General features: G+C 69.9%; 15 protein-coding genes. 8 read left to right on the top strand and 7 right to left on the bottom strand.

The features are described from left to right. Positions 1-161: 161 nt before the first annotated feature. Positions 162-1544 (top strand): salicylate synthase, encoded by a 1383-nt coding sequence (locus ACFXN1_RS08925; protein WP_379435794.1) that lies wholly within the window; start codon positions 162-164, stop codon positions 1542-1544. Between the two features lie 3 nt (positions 1545-1547). On the opposite strand, the gene ACFXN1_RS08920 is transcribed toward ACFXN1_RS08925, so the two are convergent. Both ACFXN1_RS08920 and ACFXN1_RS08915 read right to left on the bottom strand, forming a co-directional pair. Further along, complete coding sequence (locus ACFXN1_RS08920) at positions 1548-2417, bottom strand: oxidoreductase (protein WP_379435795.1); 870 nt, start codon at positions 2415-2417, stop codon at positions 1548-1550. Positions 2418-2440: 23 nt separating this feature from the next. Next, on the bottom strand, positions 2441-4078 hold the full coding sequence (locus tag ACFXN1_RS08915) for a (2,3-dihydroxybenzoyl)adenylate synthase (protein ID WP_379435797.1): 1638 nt from the start codon (positions 4076-4078) through the stop codon (positions 2441-2443). A gap of 142 nt (positions 4079-4220) precedes the next feature. On the opposite strand from ACFXN1_RS08915, the gene ACFXN1_RS08910 reads away from it, so the two are divergent. The 4 genes from ACFXN1_RS08910 to ACFXN1_RS08895 all read left to right on the top strand — a co-directional run bounded on the left by ACFXN1_RS08910 (position 4221) and on the right by ACFXN1_RS08895 (position 10673). Next, positions 4221-7751, top strand: coding sequence for an amino acid adenylation domain-containing protein (locus ACFXN1_RS08910; protein ID WP_379435799.1), 3531 nt, complete (start codon positions 4221-4223; stop codon positions 7749-7751). 313 nt (positions 7752-8064) lie between these two features. Continuing rightward, complete coding sequence (locus ACFXN1_RS08905) at positions 8065-8946, top strand: oxidoreductase (RefSeq protein WP_379397915.1); 882 nt, start codon at positions 8065-8067, stop codon at positions 8944-8946. Positions 8947-8965: 19 nt separating this feature from the next. After that, on the top strand, positions 8966-9328 hold the full coding sequence (locus tag ACFXN1_RS08900; protein ID WP_354830917.1) for a PH domain-containing protein: 363 nt from the start codon (positions 8966-8968) through the stop codon (positions 9326-9328). Positions 9329-9578: 250 nt separating this feature from the next. Next, positions 9579-10673: a 3-deoxy-7-phosphoheptulonate synthase gene (locus ACFXN1_RS08895; protein WP_379397913.1), complete on the top strand. Its 1095-nt coding sequence runs from the start codon at positions 9579-9581 to the stop codon at positions 10671-10673. Positions 10674-10800: 127 nt separating this feature from the next. Here the strand turns inward: ACFXN1_RS08895 and ACFXN1_RS08890 are convergent, their stop codons facing one another. Further along, complete coding sequence (locus tag ACFXN1_RS08890) at positions 10801-11382, bottom strand: GNAT family N-acetyltransferase (RefSeq protein WP_379435800.1); 582 nt, start codon at positions 11380-11382, stop codon at positions 10801-10803. A 96-nt stretch (positions 11383-11478) separates the two neighbouring features. On the opposite strand from ACFXN1_RS08890, the gene sigJ reads away from it, so the two are divergent. The 3 genes from sigJ to ACFXN1_RS08875 all read left to right on the top strand — a co-directional run bounded on the left by sigJ (position 11479) and on the right by ACFXN1_RS08875 (position 14447). Further along, positions 11479-12408 carry an RNA polymerase sigma factor SigJ gene (gene sigJ, locus ACFXN1_RS08885; protein WP_379435802.1) on the top strand — a complete coding sequence of 310 codons (930 nt, stop codon included), beginning with the start codon at positions 11479-11481 and terminating at the stop codon, positions 12406-12408. Positions 12409-12477: 69 nt separating this feature from the next. Further along, the gene (locus ACFXN1_RS08880) at positions 12478-13662 is read left to right on the top strand and encodes a pyridoxal phosphate-dependent aminotransferase (protein ID WP_379435803.1); all 1185 of its coding nucleotides are present in this window, start codon (positions 12478-12480) and stop codon (positions 13660-13662) included. Between the two features lie 140 nt (positions 13663-13802). Beyond that, positions 13803-14447, top strand: a complete 645-nt coding sequence (locus ACFXN1_RS08875; protein ID WP_379382962.1) for a LysE family translocator — start codon at positions 13803-13805, stop codon at positions 14445-14447. A gap of 57 nt (positions 14448-14504) precedes the next feature. On the opposite strand, the gene ACFXN1_RS08870 is transcribed toward ACFXN1_RS08875, so the two are convergent. From ACFXN1_RS08870 to ACFXN1_RS08855, 4 genes are all read right to left on the bottom strand, one after another. Continuing rightward, positions 14505-15908 carry a M1 family metallopeptidase gene (locus ACFXN1_RS08870; protein WP_379435805.1) on the bottom strand — a complete coding sequence of 468 codons (1404 nt, stop codon included), beginning with the start codon at positions 15906-15908 and terminating at the stop codon, positions 14505-14507. Between the two features lie 63 nt (positions 15909-15971). Then, entirely contained in the window at positions 15972-16610 is a 639-nt protein-coding gene (locus ACFXN1_RS08865) for a LysE family translocator (protein ID WP_379435807.1), read from the bottom strand. Between the two features lie 63 nt (positions 16611-16673). Then, positions 16674-17342 carry a DUF3239 domain-containing protein gene (locus ACFXN1_RS08860; protein WP_379397903.1) on the bottom strand — a complete coding sequence of 223 codons (669 nt, stop codon included), beginning with the start codon at positions 17340-17342 and terminating at the stop codon, positions 16674-16676. Positions 17343-17379: 37 nt separating this feature from the next. Continuing rightward, the gene (locus ACFXN1_RS08855; RefSeq protein ID WP_379397901.1) at positions 17380-19038 is read right to left on the bottom strand and encodes a DNA repair helicase XPB; all 1659 of its coding nucleotides are present in this window, start codon (positions 19036-19038) and stop codon (positions 17380-17382) included. Positions 19039-19225: the final 187 nt, after the last annotated feature.

The raw sequence follows: 19225 nt of genomic DNA, 5'->3' as shown, positions 1-19225 counted from the left end.
TCTGGTTACCTCCGCATGAGCCGCTGCGATCCATTGAAGCCCAAACGTGCGGCGTCGGTCGGTAGGTCGGGCAATTCCCCGGTCGGAGCGTGGGTTTCGGGGCGGCGCGGCGGCGTCGTGACGCAGGTCGCGATCGACCCCTCCCCGCTCTGGGAAAGGTAATGCTAACCTCACTCATTAAGTTAGGTAAGCATAACCTTGGAGGTCTGGTGTCGGTCGCTGACGAACGGGTACGGCTCGAGGGGGAGCAGCGGTGGGGCGAACACGTCACCGATCCGGTCGCGGCGGTCACCGCGCTGGCGGCGGCGGATCGCTTCGGCGAATACGTGGTGTACGAGCGGCCCGGCGAATGGGTGTTCGCGGCCGACCCGCTGGGCGGCGTCGAGCTGGACGCGAACGAACTGCGGGTGAGCTGGGACGGACGCACCACCGCCGGGCCGTGGACGGGGAATCCGGCGCAGGCCGTCGACGGCGCGCTGGCCGCACTGCCGCTGGACGGCCGGAATGCGTTCGGGTGGATCGGATTCGAGTTCTGCGCCTGGTCGCTGGGCGCGACCGCGCACGTGCACCCGCGAGCGACGCTGGCGCACCTGATGATTCCGCGCATCGAGGTACGCATCGACGCCTCGGGGGTACGGGTGTCGGGTGCGACGCCGTCCGAGACCGGCGACATCCACGCGCTGATCGCGGCCGCGCAGGACACGCCACTGCCGGTCGCGCACCCCGTCGACGTCACCGTGGATCCCACGGGCTACCGCGACCGGGTGGCCACCGGCGTCGCCGAGATCCGGGATGGCAAGTACCAGAAGGTGATTCTGTCGCGGAAGGTGGAACTGCCCTTCGCGGTGAACATTCCGGCCACCTACCGGCTGGGCCGCATGCACAACACCCCGGCGCGCTCGTTCCTGCTGCGGCTGGGCGGGCTGGAGGCCGCGGGCTTCAGCCCGGAACTCGTCGCGGCCGTGGACGGGGACCGGGTGGTCACCACCGAGCCGCTGGCCGGGACCCGCGCCTTCGGGCGCGGCGGCGAGGTCGATCTGGCCGCCCGCGCCGACCTGGTGCGGGATCCGAAGGAGATTGTCGAGCACGCCATTTCGGTGCAGACCTCGTTCGCCGAGATCGCGGCCGTGGCGGAGCCGGACACCACCGCGGTCTCGGACTTCATGGCCGTCCGCGAGCGCGGCAGCGTGCAGCACCTGGCCTCCACGGTGCGCGGGCGGCTGGCGGCCGACCGCAGCCCGTGGGACGCGCTGGAGATGCTGTTCCCGTCGGTCACCGCCTCCGGGATTCCCAAGGCCGCGGGCGTCGATGCGGTGTTCCGCCTCGACCACGATCCGCGCGGCCTGTATTCCGGTGCGGTGGTGACGGTTTCGCCCGACGGTGCGCTGGAGGCGACGCTGGTGCTGCGCGCGGTCTACCAGACCGGTGCGGGTGCGTGGCTGCGCGCGGGCGCGGGCGTGGTCGGGCAGTCCCGGCCCGAACGCGAATTCGAGGAGACCTGCGAGAAACTCGGCAGCGTCGCGCCGTACGTGGTGCGCGCCTGAGCGTCAGACGCCGAACTCGACCCCGGTCAACCGCTCGGACAGCTCCCAGAGCTGCCGGGCGGTCTTCTCGTCGTGGGAGGCGGCATTGGAGCCGACCTTGGCGGGGTGACCGCGCCAGTTGAACCGGTCCGGCCCGTAGTAGCCGCCCGGTTCGACCGCGGCGGTGGCGGCGTACAGCGTTGGGAGAGCGCCCATCTCGGCGCTCTGCGCCACCAGCCGATTGCCGAGCCCGACGATCTGCTCCAGCAGGTTCTGGGTCTCCGAGCTGATCTCGGTGGCGGCATAGCCCGGGTGCGCGGCCACCGACAGCGTGGGCGAGCCGGTGAGCGTCAGCCGGCGCTGCAGCTCGTAGGTGAACAGCAGCAGCGCCAGCTTGGACTGCGCGTACGCGCCGAAGCGGGAGTAGGCGCGCCGCTCCCAGTTCAGGTCCTCCAGATCGATACGGCCGATGAAGTGGGTGATGCTGGAGGTGTTCACCACACGCTCCGAAATCCGGTCCAGCAGTAGGCCGGTCAACGCGAAGTGGCCCAGATAATTGGTGCCGATCTGCAATTCGAAGCCGTCGGCGGTGCGCTGTTTCGGCACCGCCATCACCCCGGCGTTGTTGATGAGGACATCGGCGCGCTCGACACCCGCGGCGAAGGCGCGCACCGAGGCCAGGTCGGCCAGGTCGAGCTGGCGGATCTGCACGGTCCCGGGCATGGTCCGGGCCACGGACTGCGCCTTGATCTCATTGCGGCAGGCCATGATCACCTGGGCGCCGGCGGCGGCCAGGGCGCGCGTAGTGGCCTCGCCCAGGCCGCTGGTCGCGCCGGTGACGATCACGATGCGACCGGTCTGGTCAGGAATGTCCGATGTGTTCCACCCGCCCATGGCTGAACCCTAGGGCGTGTGGCTCAGTAGCGCGCGGCGAGGGCCTTCTTGTCGATTTTGCCGACCGCGGTGACGGGCAGGACGTCGGCCTGCCGCAATACATCCGGGAGCTTGTAGGTGGCCAGGCCGCGCTCGGTCAGGAAGGCCTTGACGGCGGCCAGCGACGGGAGGTCGTCCACGGTCACCAGGACCACGCAGACCTTCTCGCCGAGCGCCGGATCGGGCAGGCCCACGGCGGCCGCGTGCCGGACGCCCGGATAGGCGAGCAGGTGTTCCTCGAGCTCATCGCAGGAGATGTTCTCGCCGCCGCGATTGATGACGTCCTTGATGCGGCCGGACACGATCAGGTGGCCGCAGGGCAGGCGGCGCACCAGATCGCCGCTGCGGTAGTAGCCATCCGGGGTGAAGGCGCGCGAATTGTGTTCGGGGGCACGGTAGTAGCCGCGCAGGGTGTAGGGGCCGCGGGTGAGCAGCTCGCCCTCCTCGCCGTCTTCGACGTCGTCGCCCTGCTCGTCCACCACGCGGACCTCGTCGGCGGGGGAGAGGGGGCGGCCCTGGGTGGTGCAGACCAGTTCGTCGGAGTCCTCGGCGCGGGTGTAGTTGAGCAGGCCCTCCGCCATGCCGAACACCTGTTGCAGCCGCACGCCCAGGGCGGGGACGACATCGCGGGCGTTCACCTCGGCCAGCTTCGCACCGCCGACCTGAAGCAGGCGCAGCGAGGACAGGTCGGCGTCCTCCCACTCCACTGCCGCGCACCAGAGCTGGGCCAGCGGCGGCACCACGGCGGTGACCGTGACGCGGTGGCGTTCGATGGCGGCGAAGGCGCTCTCCGGGCTGGGGTCGGTGACGAAGGCCATGGCGCCGCCGGTGGCCACCGTGCCGAGTACGCCGGGGCAGGCCAGCGGGAAGTTGTGGGCGACCGGGAGGGTCGCGAGATAGACGTCGTCCGGGCCGAGCTCGCAGACCTCGGCGCTGGCCTTCGCGTTGTAGGCGTAGTCGTCGTGGGTGCGGGCGATGAGCTTGGGCAGGCCGGTGGTGCCGCCGGAGACCAGCATGAGCGCGATATCGGAGGCGTCGACCTCGGGTAGCGAATCACCCTCGGCGGGAATCGAATTCAGGTCGGTGAACGGGCCGGGGTCGCCCAGCACCAGGACGTGCCGCAGGGCCGGGACGTGCGCGCTCACCTCGGCGGCGAGGGTGCGGTAGTCGAAGTCGGCGAGCCGGTCCGCCGTCACGTAGGCCACCGCGCCGGAAAGCCTGGTCAGATGCTCGATCTCGGCGCGCCGGTGGGCGGGCAGGGTGAGCACGGGGATGATCCCGGCGCGCAGCAGGCCGAACAGCACCGGAACGAACTCGGGGACATTGGGCAGCTGCAGGACGACCCGGTCGCCAGGCCGGATGCCCAGGGCGAGGAAGCCGTGCGCCATCCGGTCGGCCGCCAGATCGAGCGCCGCGTAGGAGGTCTCGGTGCCGCCCAGCAGCGCCGGTCGGTCGGGCCACTGCCGAGCCGCGTTGCGCAGGAGTTCGCCCAGCGGCCGGCCCGCCCAATATCCGGCCCGCCGGTACTGCTCGGCCAGGTCGTCGGGGAACGGGACGAAGCCGTCACGGTGGTCCGTGGCGGGTTTTGCGGTCGATGTCTCCGCGGATGCGGTCGATGTCACAGCTCTGACCTCTGGCTAGTAAGGGTGGCCTTGCATAGGTTAGGCAACCCTATCTCAATGGGTTACGCTGCTGTCGAACGACATCCGAATTCCGGATCGGCAGCGGCCATCCCCTCCCCTCGAACAAGGAGTACCAGCGGAAATGGAGTCACCCCAGGGGTCAGCGGCGAGCATCGCCCGGGACGAGATCCGTACCGCCGTCGCCGGCCACCTCGGCCTCGACCCGGTCGCCGTCCCCGACCACGCCGACCTCATCGAGCTCGGCCTCGACTCCATCCGCACCATGAAACTCGCGGGTTCCTGGCGCAAACGCGGCCTGGCCGTCAACTTCGCCCAACTCGCCGCCGAGCCCACCGTCGCCGCCTGGCACCGCCTCCTCGGCGGAGCGGAATCGAATGACCCGGCGGACGATGTCCTTGCGGCCGCGAGCGAGAAGGCGGATGACGGGAGTCCGTTCGGGCTGGCACCGATGCAGCACGCGTACTGGGTCGGGCGGGGCGAGGGCCAGGAGCTCGGGGCGGTCGCGGCGCATCTCTATGTCGAATTCGACGGGGCCGGGGTGGATCCGGAGCGGCTCCGGGCGGCGGTCGACGGGCTGGTGCGGCGGCATCCGATGTTGCGGACGCGGTTCCTGCCCGATGGGACCCAGCAGACGCTCGAGCGGCCGGGCCGGGAGGTCTGGAGTGTCACCGATCTTCGCGCGGCCGACGCCGAATCGGTGGAGCGGACGCTGGAGGCGTTGCGGGAGCGCCGGACTCATCAGCTGATGGCGGTGGAGGACGGCCAGGTCGTCGATATCGCGCTGACCTTGCTGCCGGACGGGCGCACCCGGCTGCACCTGGATGTGGACATGCTCGCGGCCGACGCCATGAGCTACCGGATCCTGGTGGCCGACCTGGCGCGGCTCTATCACGGCGAGCAGCTGCCGCCGCAGCACTACACGTTCCGGCAGTACCTGGCCGAACATGCCGGTCCCGCACCGGAACACGCCGCCGATCGCGAGTGGTGGCAGCGGCGGCTCGCGGATCTGCCGGGCGCGCCGGAACTGCCGGGCGCCGCCGAGGTCCAGGAGCAGGCGCGCACCGTGCGGTTGCATCGGTGGCTGTCGCCGGAGGCCAAGGCGCGGATGTTCGCGGCGGCGCATGCGCGGGGGATCACCCCGGCGATGGCGTTGGCGTCGGTGTTCGCCGAGACCATCGGCGGGTGGTCGGCGCAGCGGCGGTTCCTGCTGAATCTGCCGCTGTTCCATCGGGAGCCGGTGCATCCGCAGGTGGACGGGGTGGTGGGCGATTTCACCTCCTCGGTGTTGCTGGAGGTCGATGTGACCGAGCCGGCTACCGTCACCGACCGGGCCCGCGCCCTGCAGCGTGAATTGCATGCCGCCGGAGCGCATTCCGGCTACACCGGCCTCGGGGTGCTGCGCGATCTGGGCCGGCTGCGCGGCGAACCGGTGCTGGCCCCGATCGTCTACACCAGCGCCATCAATCTCGGCGAACTCTTCGCCGACCAGGTCACCGCCACCTTCGGCGAGCCGGTCTGGATCATCTCCCAGGGCCCGCAGGTGCTGCTCGATGCCCAGGTCACCGAGGTCCGCGGCGGCCTCCTGCTGAACTGGGACGTCCGCGCCGACGCCTTCCCGCCCGCCATGGTCGAGACCATGTTCACCCGCTACATCGACGCCGTCCTGCGCCTGGCGGGCAGCGACGAGCCGGACGTGGAAGTCCGCGACGCGGGGTGGGATGCCGAGGCGGCGGTGCGAATTCCGGTGGAGCAGGCGGTGGTTCGCGCCCGGGTCAATGCCACCGATGGTCCGGTGAGCGGGCGGGCACTGCACAGTGGGCTGTTCGAGTTCGCCGCCGCGAATCCGGATGCGCCCGCGGTCATCTGGGAGGACGACCGCGCGGACGCGTCCGACTCCCGGGCTCGAGTGCTGACCTATGGCGAGCTGGCCGGGCAGGCGCTCGCGGTGGCGGGTGCGTTGCGTGCGGCGGGGATGCGGCCGGGTGATGCGGTCGCGGTGCAGTTGCCGAAGGGGCCCGATCAGATCCTGGCCGGCGCGGGTGTGCTCGCGGCCGGCGGCGTGTATGTGCCGATCGGGTTCGATCAGCCCGCGGCGCGCCGGGACGAGATCGTGCGGATCGGTGCCGTGGTGGCGGCGGTGACGGCCGGGGCGGAGGTCACCGGGGTGCCGACGCTGGCACTGACCGAGGCGCGGCGGTATCCGGAACCGTTGGCCGAGGCCGTGATTCCGGATACGGAGGCCATCGCGTATGTGCTGTTCACGTCGGGGTCGACGGGGCAGCCGAAGGGCGTGGAGGTGCCGCATCGCGCGGCGATGAACACCATCGACGACCTCAACGAGCGGTTCGGAATCGGCGCTGACGATCGGGCGCTCGCCCTGTCGGCGCTGGAGTTCGACCTGTCCGTCTACGACATCTTCGGCCTGCTGAGTGCCGGGGGTGCGGTCGTCGCGCTGGATGAGGGACAGCGCGGCGAGCCGGGACGGTGGGCCGAAATGATTCGGCGGCATCGGGTTTCGGTGGTCAACTGTGTCCCCAGCCTGCTGGACATGCTGCTCGAGGCGGCCGCCGGGAAGCCTGTGGATAGCTTGCGCATGGTCATTCTCGGCGGCGACTGGGTGGATGTGGCGCTGCCCGGACGGCTGGCCGCGGTGGCCCCGGACTGCCGGTTCGCCGGATTGGGCGGGGCCACCGAGACCGCCATCCACTCCACCATCTGTGAAGTGGTGAATGCCGAAGTGCCGCAGGAGTGGTCGGCCGTCCCGTACGGCACTCCGCTCCGCAATGTGCGCTGCCGGGTGGTCGGGCCCTCGGGGCAGGACTGCCCGGACTGGGTCACCGGCGAGCTGTGGATCGGCGGGGCGGGCGTGGCCGCCGGGTATCGCGGCGACGCCGAGCGGACCGCCGACCGGTTCGTCACCCACGAGGGCCTGAACTGGTACCGCACCGGCGATCTCGCGCGCTACCTGCCGGACGGCTGCCTGGAGTTCCTGGGCCGCGCCGACCATCAGGTCAAGATCCGTGGGTATCGCGTGGAACTCGGCGAGGTGGAGAGCGCCCTGCGCGCCCTGCCGGGCGTGCGGCACGCCATCGCGGCGGTGATCGGCGCGGCCGCACCGAAACTCGCGGCGGTCGTGGTGGCGGGCGAGGGCGTCACCCTCGAGGTCCCGGCCCTGCTGGCGGCCGCCGCGGACCTGCTGCCCGCCTACATGATTCCGTCCCGGGTCGAACTGCCGGCCGAGCTGCCCTTCACCTCGAACGGCAAGCCGGACCGCAAGGCCATCGCGACCCTGCTGGCCGCGGGTGAGCGGGACGGCGAATTCGTCGCTCCCCGAACCGATATCGAGCACGCCGTGGCCGACATCGTCGCCACGGTGCTGGGCCGCGAGCGGGTCGGCGTGACCGACGACTTCTTCGCCCTCGGCGGCGATTCGGTACTGGCGACCGCGGTCGTCGCGCGCGTGCGGGATTGGCTGGATTCCCCGGACACCGTGGTCGCCGACTTCTTCGCGGCGCGCACGGTCGCGAGACTGGCCCGCCGCCTGCTGGATCGTGAGGAGCGGGCGGGCGCGGCCGGCCGGCTGGACGAGGTGGCCCGCCTCTACCTGGAGGTGGCCGCCATGTCCGACGACGAGGTCCTCGCCCTGTCCTGACCGCCGCCAGTACTGGATCCGACCCGGGAATCCGTCACCGCCGCTCTCGGTGACGGTGGTCTCGGTGTCCGTGGCGGTCACAATGTCCGATCAGCACCAGAACGTCGGATCAGCACCAGAACACCCAGCAAACCCGGGATTATCAGGGCGTCCATGGTCGCGGACGCTACCGCTCGAGCAGGTCGAAGGGCTCGACGGCGAGGCGGACACGACGCGCCGGAGCACCCTCGGCAGGCGTCGGCAAATTCCGAATCCGGGAGCGGTTCGCGCCGAGATCAGACGAGCACGCCGCCGCGCCCCTAGACTCGACCCCGTGAGTGGTTGGGACATCTCCGACATCCCCGATCAGGCGGGCCGGACGGTCATCGTGACCGGCGCCAACAGCGGGCTGGGCGCGGTCACCGCGCGTGCGCTCGCCGGCGCCGGGGCGCGCGTGATCATGGCGTGCCGCAATGAGGTCAAGGCGCGGGCCGTCGCCGACGAGATCGGCCCCAATGCCCAGGTGCGCCGGCTGGATCTGGCCGACCTGACCTCGATCCACGAGTTCGCCGACTCCGTCGACGGCGCCGACGTGCTGATCAACAATGCGGGCGTGATGGCGGTGCCGTTCAAGCGCACCGCCGACGGCTTCGAAATGCAGATCGGCACAAACCATCTCGGTCATTTCGCACTGACCGGGCTGCTGCTGGACAAGATTCGCGACCGGGTGGTCACGCTCTCCAGCGGCATGCACGCCATCGGCCGCATCGACCTCGAGGATCTCAACTGGGAGCGGCGCTCCTATCAGCGCTGGGCCGCCTACGGGCAGTCCAAGCTGGCCAATCTCATGTTCGCGCGCGAACTGCAGCGCCGCCTGACGGCCGCCGGATCCACCAAGGTGTCGGTGGCCGCGCATCCCGGCTACGCCGCCACCGAGCTGCAGGGGCACACCGAGTCGCTATACGACACGCTCATGTCCATCGGCAACCGGCTGTTCGCGCAGAGCGCCGAAATGGGCGCGCTGCCAACGCTGTTCGCCGCCACCTCGGAGGTCGATCCGGGTGGCTTCTACGGCCCGACCGGGCTGCGCGGCATGCGCGGCTACCCCGGGCCCAGCACCTCCACCGCCGCCTCCAAGGACGAGGTGATGGCGCGGCGGCTGTGGGAGCTGTCCGAGCAACTGACCAAGGTCACCTATCCGTTCGTTCGCCGCTGACCCGGAGGCCGGAGAACCGATGAGCATTCCATTCGACCGGCGGGATCAGCTCGACAAGATCCAGCAGGGACTGCTGCCGGGTGAACAGATCCTGGCCGTGTACGACGCCATCGGGGTGGGCACCGGATTCCTGGGGATCACCGACCGGCGGGTGGTCATCCAGGACAACTCGTTCGTCGGGAAGAAGATCGCCATCACGAGCATCCCGTACGCGCGGATCTCGAGCGTCAGCATCCTGACCAACAAGTCGTTCGCGGGACAGTTCTTCTCCTCCGGGCACATCGCCATCAGCACCGGGCACCACACCTACGAGGTGGAGTTCCGGGGCGACGAGAAGACCCGCCACGTGCACGATGTGATCCTGCACTACATCCTGCGCTGACCTGGTCCGTCCCAGTCTGTGAGATGTCGGTCCCATCAATGGTGTTCCACGCCACAGGCACGATTCGAGATCTCTGATACAGTCTCGGGCATGCAGCGTGTGTATTTCTGGTTTAGCCAGCCGGCCCCGGGTGGGTCGCGCGGCGTGAACCTGCGCTGACATCCTCCACCCCGAGCCGGACGAAAACAGACCGGCTCTAAGGGGTTTCGAACAACTCTCCGTGGGTCGGCCTGGGACAGGAAACCCACCCATGACTACCACCGCCGATCTCGAACGGCATGCAGATCTGGACGATCAGCGCACGCTCAGCGTGAGCCCGCTGCGTTCGCCCCGTGAGATCCGTGCCGCCCACCCGATCGACGACACCCTCGCCGACACCGTGCGCGCCGGCCGCAAGGCCACCGTCGACGTGCTCAACGGCTCCGACGACCGCCTGATGGTGATCGTCGGCCCGTGCTCGGTGCACGATCCCGACGCCGCCATGGACTACGCCCGCCGGCTCGCCGCCAAGGCCGCCGAGCTGGACGACCGGCTGCACGTGGTGATGCGCGTCTACTTCGAGAAGCCGCGTACCACGCTGGGCTGGAAGGGTCTCATCAACGACCCGCACCTGGACGGCAGCTTCGACATCAACACCGGCCTGGACCTGGGCCGTCGCCTGCTGGTCGACATCACCGCGCTGGGGCTGCCGGTGGCGTGCGAGTTCCTGGACCCGATCACCCCGCAGTACATCGCGGACCTGGTCGCCTACGGCGCGATCGGCGCGCGGACCGCGGCCAGCCAGGTGCACCGGCAGCTGTCCTCGGCGCTGTCCATGCCGGTCGGCATCAAGAACGGCACCGACGGCGACGTGCAGGTCGCGGTGGACGGCGTGCGCGCCGCGGCCGCCTCGCACGTCTTCCCCGGCACCGACCTGGACGGGCGTTCCGCGCTCATCCGCACCGCGGGCAACCCGGACTGCCACGTCATCCTGCGCGGCGGCAGCAACGGCCCCAACTTCGACGCCGCCTCCTGCGCGGAAGCCCTGCTGCGCCTGGAGAAGTCGTCGCTGCCGCAGCGGCTGGTCGTGGACGCCTCGCACGGCAACTCCAACAAGGACCACAACAAGCAGATCGACGTCGTCACCGATCTCGCCGAGCGCATCGCGGCGGGCGAGGACACCGTGGTCGGTCTCATGATGGAGTCCTTCATCGTGGCGGGCCGCCAGGACCTCACCCTCGGCCACCCGGAGGCGCTCACCTACGGGCAGTCCATCACCGACGCCTGCATCGACTGGGACACCACCGCGGCCCAGCTCGACCGGCTCGCCGACGCCGTCACCCGCCGCCGCGAGGCCCGCGGCTAGCCGGCCCGGCCATCTGACCAGCACCCGCTCGTTTCGAGTTCACCTCGCACGGAACGAGTCCGGCGTGCACACTGTGTTCGGCGCACACCCAGTCCGGCGGGTGTGCGCCGAACCTTTTCCGGGTGTGTCAGACACCCTCGGGCCAGTGCGGGCTGGGCGTCGCGGGGTCGTCGCGCAGGCGGCCCGCCACCCAGGTGTCGCGGCGGACGCCGCGCTGCAGCGAGCCGCCGCGCAGCAGTCCCTCGTAGTGGTAGCCGGCGCGGCGGGCCACCGCCGCGGAGGCGTGATTGCCGACGAAGGCACGCCACTCCAGCCGCTCGAAGGCCAGCCCGGCGGGATCCAGACCCGCCGCGGTGACCAGGAGCGCGGCCCGGGTCATCAGGCCCTCGCCGCGGGCGGCGGGGGTGAGCCAGAAGCCGATCTCGGCGGTGTCCTCGTCCCGGCGGCGATTGGGCAGGGTCAGGCCGATCATGCCGATCACCGGCCCGTCCGCGGCGCGGCGCAGCGCCCAGGTGGGGCTGCGGGTGGCCCAGCCCGGGCCGACGATGTCGTAGATGAACTTCTCGGCGTCGGCGCGGTGATAGGGGACCGGCATGGTGGTCCAGGCGCCGATGGACGGTTCCTGACACAGGGCCGTGATGGCGTCGATGTCGGAAACTGCGGGCGGCGACAGCCGGACCACGCCGTCGGAGAGGAATTCCGCGTCCATGCGGTCATGCTGTCACGGAAACGTGCGCGGGCACAGCGGGTTCTGGCCACCGGGGCGGTGCGGAGGCTGTCGGAGCCCGGCCGTAGGATCGATCCGATGGTTGCCGCTCTCCTTGCCGACTTGTTCGAAACGCATCGGCCGCATCTGCTCTCGGTGGCCTACCGGCTCACCGGCAGCGTCAGCGATGCCGAGGACGCGGTGCAGGAGAGCTGGCTGCGGCTCGCGGTGGCCCGCCAATCCGAGATCGAGGATCTGCGCGCCTGGCTCACCACCGTGGTCGGCCGCATCTGCCTGGACCGGCTGCGCAGCGCCGCGGTCCGGCGGGAAAAGTATGTGGGGCAATGGCTCCCGGAGCCGGTGGTCAGCGCGGTGACGCCCTCCAGCACCCCGGACCCGCTGGCGGCCGTGGTGCGCAAACAGGAATTCCGCTTCGCCGCCCTCGTGGTGCTGGACACACTGACCCCGCCGCAGCGCGTGGCATTCGTTCTGCACGACGGCTTCTCGGTGCCGTTCAGCGAAATCGCCGACATCCTGGGCATTTCCGTGGACTCCGCGCGGCAGCTGGCCACCCGGGCCCGCAAGGCGGTGGCGGCCGCGCCCGCCCCGGTCACCGACGACGAGCACAATGCCGCGGTGCAGCGACTGCTCGCCGCGCTGGGCAGCGGCGACGTCGACGCCATCGTGGCCGCGCTGCACCCGGACGTGCGTACCGTGGGCGACGGCGGCGGCGCCGTGTCCACCGCCATCAATGTGGTTGCGGGCGTGGACAAGAACGTCCGCCTCTGGCTGGGGCTGTCGCGCCGATTCGGGCTCTTCGACGCCGAGCACATCGGACCCGCCCGGCAGCTCGAACCGGTGCTGGTCAACGGGCAGTGGGGAATCCTCGCGCACGCGATCCCGGCCGAGAACGGGTCCGCCGGGAACCCGCAGCGCGTGTACGCCTTCACCGTGCGCGAGGGCCGGGTGTGGGGCGTCTACGACGTGGTGAACCCCGCCAAGCTGACGGGCATCCGGTTGCCACAGTGAACCGCGGCCCGTCGCTGTGAGGTAACTCACCGTCGCGGGCCGTTTTCGCCGATGGATTAGGCTCCGGACATGCCGCGCATTCCCACCGTCGCCCGACTGCAGCCCTTCGCGTCGACGATCTTCGCCGAGATGACCGAGCTCGCCGTGCGCCACGGCGCGGTCAACCTCGGTCAGGGTTTCCCGGACAGCGACGGCCCCGCGGGCATGCTCGAGGTGGCGCGGCAGGCCATCGCCGACGGGTTCAACCAGTACCCGCCCGGCCGCGGCGTGCCCGTCCTGCGGCAGGCCATCGCCGCCGACCGCGCCCGCCGCTACGGCACCCACTACGACCCGGACACCCAGGTGCTGGTCACCGTCGGCGCCACCGAGGCCATCGCGGCCACCGTGCTCGGACTGGTCGAACCCGGCGAGGATGTGGTGCTCATCGAGCCCTACTACGACTCCTACGCCGCCGCAATCGCGCTGGCCGGGGCGCGGCGCCGCACCGCGCGGCTGGTGCCCGACGGCGACGGCTTCGCCCTCGACCTGGACAGCCTGCGCGCCGCCATCACCCCGAAAACCCGGCTGCTGCTGCTGAATTCGCCGCACAACCCCACCGGGACCGTGCTCTCGCACGCCGACCTCACCGCGATCGCGGACATCGCCATCGAACACGACCTGTACGTCATGTCGGACGAGGCGTACGAGCACCTCTACTACGACGGGCACGAGCACATCAGCCTGTCCACCCTGCCCGGCATGTTCGAGCGCACCATCGTGATCTCCAGCGCCGCCAAGACATTCAGCGTCACCGGCTGGAAGATCGGCTGGGCCTGCGCGCCCGCGCCGCTGCTGGACGCGGTGCTCGCCGCCAAGCAGTTCCTCACCTTCGTCGGCGGCGGGCCGTTCCAGCCCGCGGTCGCGCACGCGCTGAACACCGAGCAGCGGTGGGTGGCCGCGCTGCGGGACACGCTGTCGGAGAAGCGACTTCGGCTCTCGGCGGCGCTCGCCGACGCCGGATTCGGGGTGAAGCGCAGTGACGGCACCTATTTCGTGTGCGCCGACATCACGCCGCTGGGCGCGAGCGACGCCTACGCCTTCTGCAAGGAGCTGCCCGAACGCCTCGGCGTGGCCGCGGTGCCGGTGAGCGTTTTCGCCGACGACCAGGCCGCCTGGAACCACCTGGTGCGCTTCACCTTCTGCAAGAAGGAGGAGACCATCGCCGAGGGTGTTCGCCGGCTGCGCGCGGGCCACACCGCCGACGTCGTCCGCTAGCGCCGGGCCTCGGAAAGCCGTCCGCACCCTCGGGAACCGGCGCCGCCGATCCGGCTGTGCCGGATGGCTCCGGGTTCGGGGTCCAGATGGTGGCGAGTGGACCGCGACAGCGGGTGGGTGGGGCTCGGAGAATTGGCCGGGTGATCGAGACGAGTGCGGTGCTGGGGGTGGCCGCGGCGGCGCTGGGGCTGGTGCTCACGCCGGGGCCGAACATGATGTATCTGGTGTCGCGGACCGTGTCGCAGGGGCGGCGGGCCGGGCTGGTGTCGCTGGCGGGGGTGGCGGTCGGGTTCGGGGTGTATCTGGCGGCGGCGACCGCGGGGATCACCGCGGTGTTCGCCATGGTGCCCGCGCTGTACCTGACCCTGAAGGTGGCGGGTGCGGTGTACCTGCTCCATCTGGCGTGGAAGACGTTCCGGCCCGGCGGGGTTTCGCTGTTCACGCCGACGGAACTGCCCGCGGATCCGACGCGGCGACTCTTCACCATGGGTCTCGTCACCAATCTGCTGAATCCGAAGATCGCCATCCTGTACATGGCGCTCATCCCGCAGTTCGTGGTGCCGGCGCACGGGCGGGTGTGGCTGCAGAGCCTCTGCCTGGGCGCGGTGCAGATCAGCATCGCCATCACCGTGAACGGGTTGATCGTGCTCAGCGCGGGCGCCATCTCGACCTTCCTGGCGCGGCGGCCGCTCTGGCTGCGGGCCCAGCGGTTCGTCACCGGCTCGGTGCTCGGCGCCATGGCCGCGCTGGTGCTGTCGGACCGCACCCGCCCGCTTCCGGCCTGACCGGATCACGGTCGCCGCTGCGGTGGCCCGCCGCGAATTCCCGCGGCGGGCAACGTCTCACGCGCGCAGGCTGCCGGGGTAGAGGAACTCGTCGGCGGGACGGTCGGTGCGGTCGAGCCAGGCGGTGAAGAAGCCGTTCAGATCGCGGGGTGTGCGGGTCTGCATGAACGCGCGGAACTCGGGCATGGACGCATTGCCGTACTTGTGTCCCATGACGAAGTCGCGGACCGCCGGGAAGAAGGCGTCATCACCCATGGTGCGGCGCAGCGCGTGCAGGAACAGCGGCCCGCGATAGTAGACCGAGGTGAATTCGCTGCCCTTGCCGGGGTTCTGGAGCGGGATCTCCCAGAACTTCGGATCGTCATGGTATTTCGCGATGGTCTCCCGGTACTCGGCGTCGACGTCCTTGCCGTCCTTGCGTTCCGGCCACAGGTAGTCGGCGGTGTAGCTGGCGAAGCACTCGTTCAGGCAGACGTCCGACCACTGCTTCACCGACATGGAGTCGCCCCACCACTGATGGGTGATCTCGTGCACCACGGTGTCCAGATCGGTCCAGGGCGCGTAGATGGGGCGCGTCTGGGTCTCCAGCGAGAACTGCAGATCGGTGTCGACGTAGATGCCGCCCCCGGTGTCGAACGGGTACGGCCCGTACAGCTGCTCCTGGAAGTCCAGGATCTCCGGCAGCCGCGACTCCACCTCCTTGGCCTTCAACGCGTCCGGCGCGAACGCGCTCAGCAGTGGAGTTCCATTGGCGCGCCGCTGTTCCAGGAACTGGAACCGGTCGATGGCGATGGTGGTCAGGTAGCCGACCACCGGCTGGCGCATCTCCCAGGAGACGGTGCGGTCCGCGCCCTGCACGGTGTCGGACACCTTGTCGCCGTTGGACATCACCTCCCACTCCTGCGGCACGGTGGCGTGCAGCGTGAAAGTCGCCTTGTCCAAGGGCGTGTCGTTGAGCGGGTACCAGGCGCTCGCCGAATGCGGTTCGCCCGCAACGAAAGCCCCGCCGCTGGGCGAGAACCACCACCCGTCGCCATCGGTGCTGGTTGCCGCGCCCGCATACTGCACCTGCACGGTGAACGGCAGGCCGGGCAGCAGCGGGATCAGCGGCGTCACGACCAGTTCGTGCTCATCGGTGCGGTCGAACCAGGCCGGCAGCCCGTTGACCGACACCTTGGAGATCTCCGGCCCGCTGTAATCCAGGTTGAACGTGCGCAGCGCCTGCGTGGCCACCGCGTCGATCCGGGTCGACCCGGTCAGCTGATGAGACGGCGGATCGTAGGAGATGGTGACGTCGTAATGGTCGGCGTGATAGCCGCCATTGCCGTCCATCGGATAGTAGGGATCGCCCAGCCCGGGCGAGCCGACGAGCGGGTCGCCCGAATCCGCCTGCGCGGGAGCCGCATTCGCGCCCGCCAGCAGTACCGCCCCCACCGCGAGGTACCGCCAGTTCCGCCTCATGCGCTGCACCGACCCCTTTCCGTGATCGACCGCCGACCAGCCCGATGCTAATCGGCGCACCCCTCAGTTACCGCTGCCCGACACGGCGACGCTCGCGCCCAGTCCGATGATCATCACGCCACCCGCGCCGCCGATCACCTCCAGCCGCTTGGGCGACCGGGCGAACCAGTTCCGCGCGGTACCCGCCAGCAGGGCGTAGACCGAGTCCGAGATCAACGCGACCACCAGGAACAACCCGCCCAGGATCAGCATCTGGACCGGGACCGCGCCCGCCTTCGGCGCCACGAACTGCGGCAGTACCGCGGAGAAGAAGATGATGGCCTTCGGATTGGTCAGCCCGACCAGCGCCGCCTGGCGCAGCACCCGGCCGTTCTCCATGGGTTCGGCCTTCGCCTCGAAGGCCTCGCGCAGTGAACGCCGTTCCCGGACGGCCTGGATGCCCAGGTAGATCAGGTACAGCGCGCCGGCCAGCTTCACGATCGAGAGCGCGATGGCCGAGGCGGCGAGAATGGCGCCCAGCCCGGCGGCCACCAGGCCCAGGACCACCATGACGCCGGCCGAATGGCCCAGCACCGACAGCAGAGCCGCGCGCCGCCCGTAGGTCAGCGCCCGGCCGATCACGAAAAGCACACCGGGACCGGGGATTATGACAATGACAATGGATGCGACGAGAAACGCCAGCATATTCGCGGCGGGAATCATCCGATCATTCTATTTTCGGCGGGCGCGCCTGTCGCCCTTATTGTTGCCTGTCGCCCGGATTGTTCAGCCGCGCAGTTCTTCCGGCAGCTGCTGCGGGTCCAGCAGCAGGCGTTTGGCGTCCGCGCCACGCACCTTGGTGGCCAGGTCCAGATTGTCGGTGAGCAGCTTCCACTCCGCCTCGTTGATGGCCCCGCGGGCGCGCTCGATGATGTTCAGGTCCCGGGTGCCCCAGGCAATGGGCATGGCGCTCACCGACTGCCACAGATCCCCGACCGGGCCGGGCGCGCGGTCCACCCGCACGGTCACCGCGGGCACGCGCTCCCCGGCGCGGGCCCGATGCCCGGGTAGTGAGCGGACCGTGCGGGTCACCAGCGCGTAGCGCGGGCCCGCGGTATTCGGCTTGGCCAGATCGACCAGGGCCAGCAGGGTGGCCCCGTTCCCGTGGGTCTCCGACACCACCGCGGGCACCAGATCGCCGGCGGCGTACAGCTTGTCCACCCGGCCACGATGCGGCGTCCAGTACCCGATGAACAGCGCGGTCACTGCGGCGAGCAGGAACGCCACCGCCAGCAGCCAGGACCAGGGGTGGTTCACCCAGATCAGGAATGCCGTGCCCAGTCCCAGCCCGATGGCCGCGCTGTACGCCCAGATGCGAAGCCGCCGCAGGTACGCGACGACCTCGTTGACCGCCCGGGCATGGGCGCGATCCACCGCGAATTCGAAGCGCCGCACGTGCGTCCCTCCCGCCTTATGGAGGCTCTTCCTCCACTTATCCTATCGTCGGCCCCAGCAGGTCGTCCGCATCGGTGATGCGATAGGCATACCCCTGCTCCGCCAGGAAACGCTGCCGGTGCGCGGCATACTCGGCGTCCAGCGTGTCACGTGCGACCACGGAATAGAAGTGAGCTTGGCCGCCATCGTGTTTGGGGCGCAACAGCCGCCCGAGCCGCTGCGCCTCCTCCTGCCGCGACCCGAACGTGCCCGAAACCTGCACCGCCACAGAGGCTTCCGGTAGATCGATGGAGAAATTGGCCACCTTCGACACCACCAGCACCGGGATCTCGCCGCGGCGGAAGGCGTCGAAGAGCTCCTCGCGCTCCCTGGTGCGGGTGGAACCCTGGATGACCGGGGCGTTCAGATGCTCGCCCAGCTCGTCCAGCTGATCCAGGTAGGCCCCGATCACCAGGCTCGGCGCGTCCTGGTGCCGGGCCAGAATCGACTCCACCACCGGCAGTTTGGTGCGCGCGGTCGAGCACAGCTTGTAGCGCTCCTCCGGCTCGGCGGTCGCGTAGGACATGCGCTCGGCGTCGGTCAGGGTGACCCGCACCTCGATGCATTCCGCGGGCGCGATCCAGCCCTGCGACTCGATGTCCTTCCACGGCGCGTCGTAGCGCTTGGGGCCGATCAGCGAGAACACATCGCCCTCGCGGCCGTCCTCGCGGACCAGGGTGGCGGTCAGCCCGAGCCGGCGGCGCGACTGCAGGTCGGCGGTCATACGGAAGACCGGGGCGGGCAGCAGGTGCACCTCGTCGTAGATGACCAGGCCCCAGTCCCGGCTGTCGAAGAGCTCGAGATGCCGGTACTCGCCCTTGGTCTTGCGGGTGACGACCTGGTACGTGGCAATGGTGACCGGGCGGATCTCCTTGCGCTCACCGGAGTATTCGCCGATCTCGTCCTCGGTCAGCGAGGTGCGGGCCAGCAGTTCGCGCCGCCACTGCCGCCCGGCCACGGTATTGGTGACCAGGATCAGCGTGGTGGCCTTGGCCTTGGCCATGGCCGCCGCGCCCACCATGGTCTTGCCCGCGCCACAGGGCAGCACGACCACGCCGGACCCGCCCGCCCAGAAGGAGTCCGCGGCCATTTCCTGGTAGTCGCGCAGATGCCAGTCGCTGGACTCGTAGTCCAGGTTGATCTCGTGGGCCTCGCCGTCCACGTATCCGGCGAGATCCTCGGCGGGCCAGCCGATCTTGAGCAGCATCTGCTTGATGCGCCCGCGCTCGGACGGATGCACGACCACCGTGTCGTCGTCGAGGCGCTCGCCCAGCATGGGCTGAATCTTCTTGTGCCGCAGCACTTCTTCCAGCACCGCGCGATCCAGGCTGACCAGCACCAGCCCGTGCGCGGGATGCTTGACCAGCTGCAGCCGCCCGTAGCGGGCCATGGTGTCGACGATGTCCACCAGCAGTGGCTGCGGCACTGCGTACCGGCTGTGGCTGACCAGTGCGTCCACCACCTGCTCGGCGTCGTGCCCGGCCGCGCGGGCGTTCCACAGCGCGAGCGGTGTCACCCGATAGGTGTGCACATGCTCGGGCGCACGCTCCAGTTCCGCGAACGGCGCGATGGCCTGCCGCGCCGCATCGGCCGACTCGTGGTCGACCTCCAGCAGCAGCGTCTTGTCGCTCTGCACGATGAGTGGACCGTCGGTCACGACACCTCCTGGCTTTGTCCGAGCCCGAATGGGCCTGGTCCATTCTCCAGGAAGTCACCGACAATGCCACGTGACCTGCGTCCTTTTCGCTCATGGCGCACGTGACCGGCCCGGAAGCGGCCGATCGATCTCGCGAAAACGGTCAAGACCCGAGTTTCGGTGGCTACGATCACTCCAACTTGGACGG

It is taken from the genome of Nocardia sp. NPDC059154 (assembly GCF_042755705.1).
Lineage (GTDB): Bacteria > Actinomycetota > Actinomycetes > Mycobacteriales > Mycobacteriaceae > Nocardia.
This window is presented reverse-complemented; position numbering and strand designations above follow the sequence as displayed.

Bases quoted from the DNA above. Each gene is read 5' to 3' on its own strand.
- sigJ (WP_379435802.1), top strand. From the start codon at position 11,479: ATGGTTGCCGCTCTCCTTGCCGACTTGTTCGAAACGCATCGGCCGCAT.
- ACFXN1_RS08880 (WP_379435803.1), top strand. From the start codon at position 12,478: ATGCCGCGCATTCCCACCGTCGCCCGACTGCAGCCCTTCGCGTCGACG.
- ACFXN1_RS08870 (WP_379435805.1), bottom strand. From the start codon at position 15,908: ATGAGGCGGAACTGGCGGTACCTCGCGGTGGGGGCGGTACTGCTGGCG.
- ACFXN1_RS08920 (WP_379435795.1), bottom strand. From the start codon at position 2,417: ATGGGCGGGTGGAACACATCGGACATTCCTGACCAGACCGGTCGCATC.
- ACFXN1_RS08910 (WP_379435799.1), top strand. From the start codon at position 4,221: ATGGAGTCACCCCAGGGGTCAGCGGCGAGCATCGCCCGGGACGAGATC.
- ACFXN1_RS08925 (WP_379435794.1), top strand. From the start codon at position 162: ATGCTAACCTCACTCATTAAGTTAGGTAAGCATAACCTTGGAGGTCTG.
- ACFXN1_RS08895 (WP_379397913.1), top strand. From the start codon at position 9,579: ATGACTACCACCGCCGATCTCGAACGGCATGCAGATCTGGACGATCAG.
- ACFXN1_RS08865 (WP_379435807.1), bottom strand. From the start codon at position 16,610: ATGATTCCCGCCGCGAATATGCTGGCGTTTCTCGTCGCATCCATTGTC.
- ACFXN1_RS08890 (WP_379435800.1), bottom strand. From the start codon at position 11,382: ATGGACGCGGAATTCCTCTCCGACGGCGTGGTCCGGCTGTCGCCGCCC.
- ACFXN1_RS08900 (WP_354830917.1), top strand. From the start codon at position 8,966: ATGAGCATTCCATTCGACCGGCGGGATCAGCTCGACAAGATCCAGCAG.